A 267-nucleotide genomic window follows, 5' to 3' on the forward strand; every position below is an offset into this window, starting at 1 on the left:
CTCCAACGTGCTGGATATACGCGTTATGCGCTTGCCATGGGGGAATATCGTAGTGGAAATAACCTGCAAAGCTCTCCCAAGTTCATACAAGGTAGCTTGATGCATGGTCTGGAAGGAAACTGGACACCTTATGGCGGAATGCAAATTGCAGAAGATTATCAGGCCTTCAACCTTGGTATTGGGAAAGATTTAGGACTTTTTGGTGCCTTTTCTTTCGATATCACGCAGGCCAATACGACACTTGCAGATGGCACCCGTCACAGTGGG

The 267-nt window shown here is 47.6% G+C and carries 1 protein-coding gene; it reads left to right on the forward strand.

The window, feature by feature from the left end:
* On the forward strand, positions 1-267 hold a 267-nt coding region (locus SB660_RS21115; RefSeq protein WP_410584340.1), incomplete at both ends, for a fimbria/pilus outer membrane usher protein.

It is taken from the genome of Bacillus sp. SIMBA_005 (genome assembly GCF_046535585.1).
Classification (GTDB): Bacteria; Bacillota; Bacilli; order Bacillales; family Bacillaceae; genus Bacillus; species Bacillus pumilus.